The organism is Xanthomonas sp. SHU 308 (genome assembly GCF_000364645.1).
Taxonomy (GTDB): domain Bacteria; phylum Pseudomonadota; class Gammaproteobacteria; order Xanthomonadales; family Xanthomonadaceae; genus Xanthomonas_A; species Xanthomonas_A sontii.
In genome coordinates, this window is sequence record NZ_AQOK01000738.1 from 1 (window position 1) to 2,064 (window position 2,064).

The following is a 2,064-nucleotide window of genomic DNA, read 5'->3' on the forward strand; positions in this document are numbered from 1 at the left end:
GTAGCTGATCTCGCCGGCATCGTGGCGCTGGGCCATCTCCTTCTGTGCGTCGAGCACCGCGCGCAGCTGCTGCTGCATGCGCTGCAGCGATCCCAGCAATTGCCCCAGCTCGTCGTTGCGCGCGTATTGGATGCGGCTGTCCAGGCGGCCGGCGGCCACTGCGCTGGAGACTTCCACCGCGCTGGCCAACGGTTTGACCACCAGCCGGCGCAGCAGCAGGTAGAGGCCGCCGCTGAGCAGCAGCGCCGCGCACAGGCCGACCGCGGCGATGGTCCACAGCAGGTTGCGCGCCTGCGCCATCAGCACCGCCTTCGGCACCGCGACACCCAGTGCGAAATGCTCCTGCGCCTGGCCGATCTGCAAGGGCACGTAGATCTCGACATCGGTATCGCCGGTCTTCGCATCGACCGTCTCGCGGTCGACGGTCTCGCCCTTGGCGATCTGGGCGAGCAAGGCACGGTTCGCGGCATCGTCGAGCCTCTTGCCGACCAGTGCAGGGTCGCGATCGGCGATGATCGCGCCGCCAGGCGAAAGCAGCCGTACGTGTCCGACGCCGAGCGGGTGCAATTTCGACAGGCGTTCCTGCAACTTGGCGAGGCCGATGTCGGTATTCATCACCGCAAGCAGCTTGCCGTTCTCGATCACCGGGGTGCTCAATGTCGTAATCAGGACCTTGCTGCCGCCGATATCGTAGTAATACGGCTCGATCAGCGCCTGCCTGCGCTCCTTGCTCGGGCGCAGGTACCAGTCGCCAGCGCCAGGGGTGGCGTAGTCGAGCTGTGGCTGGCGGATCAGCTTGTCGCCTTGCCAGGCCCAATAGACCATGTAACGGCCGCTGGCGTCATGCCCCTCGCTGCCCGCGTACTGCGCGTCCTTTCCATCGAATGCCTGCGGTTCCCACATCGTCCCCATGGCGGTCCAGTCGGGATGTTGCTGCAGTTCTCTGCGCATGATCTCGCTGGCGTTCGCGCGCGCATTGCCGTCCTGGGTGCGCTGTACCAGCATGGCGTTCGCCAGTGCCTGGTTGGCGGAAAATGCGGTGTTCATGTCGCCTGCGATGCGCTTGGCTTCCAGGTAGGCGGCGTTGGTCATGCCGGCCTTGGCCGAAGTCAGCAGCGCTTGGCTGCTTTTTGCGTAGATCAGCAGCGCGGTGATGCCGAAGCACAGGGCCGCGATTGCAGAGACACCAATCATCAGGCGGGTGACGACGCTGCTGGTGCGATGGGGGCGGGGCATAGTCATGTCTTTCCTCAGGTCGATGTGAGATGGGGAGGGGCATGTATGGGCGGGTGGTCATGTGCCATACGTAACGTAAATGTGACTTTTATTTTGCGTTTATCGGCAACGAATCACATAACTTGATCTTTTTTTGCGCGCAGCTTGACCGGCGCACGCCGAGATCGGTTGGCATGCAAGGAAGAGGCGGATGGCGCGAGCCGCATGTCCCGGTCCAGGACGGGAAGGCGTACAGCGCCCAGGCCGTCGATTCGATCGGCAGCCGGGACGCGGGAACGCGGATGCTCGGAATCGGCTGGTGGGGACGTCGGCGGGACGAGGAAGCGCTTGCCCCTGGCGGAGAAGCGTCAGAAGCGTCTTCCCGAACGTAGTCGGCGGGTTCCTTGCCGGACGCTCCGGGTGTTTGACGCAGTGCGGCCCTACGCGCCATGCCGGTGCAATGACCGCTTGCCGTTGAGTGACGGCGCTTGGGCGCTCTTCAGCACGATCCAGGCTTGAACACTGGAGTGGAGGGGCATGTGCCTGCGAAGTTGGCAGGCATCGGGGCGTTCTGTGAAGGAGAACGCCGAGCTGCAAAGAGGCAAAGACGGTGCGGCAAGACGATACGGTGGCCACGCCGTTGTCGGCGTGGCCACCCGGCCGATCAGAACTCTTGCCAGTCGGTGTTGGCGCCGACGGCGACAACGGCACGCTTGGGTGCGGTGCGTGCGCCTTGTGCGACGGGTTTGACCGGCGCTTTGGCCGGTCGCTTGGTGCCGGCAGTGACGAGCGCGGCCGGTGGTGCGGAACTGCGCGGTGCCGTCGGCGCCTGCTGGTCGATCTTGAACA

At 64.8% G+C, this 2,064-nt stretch carries 2 protein-coding genes; both read right to left on the reverse strand.

The window, feature by feature from the left end; genetic code table 11:
- Positions 1-1,236, reverse strand: a 1,236-nt coding sequence (locus D588_RS0119590) for a HAMP domain-containing protein (protein ID WP_017917197.1), incomplete at its 3' end; no start/stop codon positions are given.
- A gap of 643 nt (positions 1,237-1,879) precedes the next feature.
- Positions 1,880-2,064: hypothetical protein (locus D588_RS0119595; RefSeq protein WP_026143906.1), on the reverse strand; the 185-nt coding region annotated here is incomplete at its 5' end.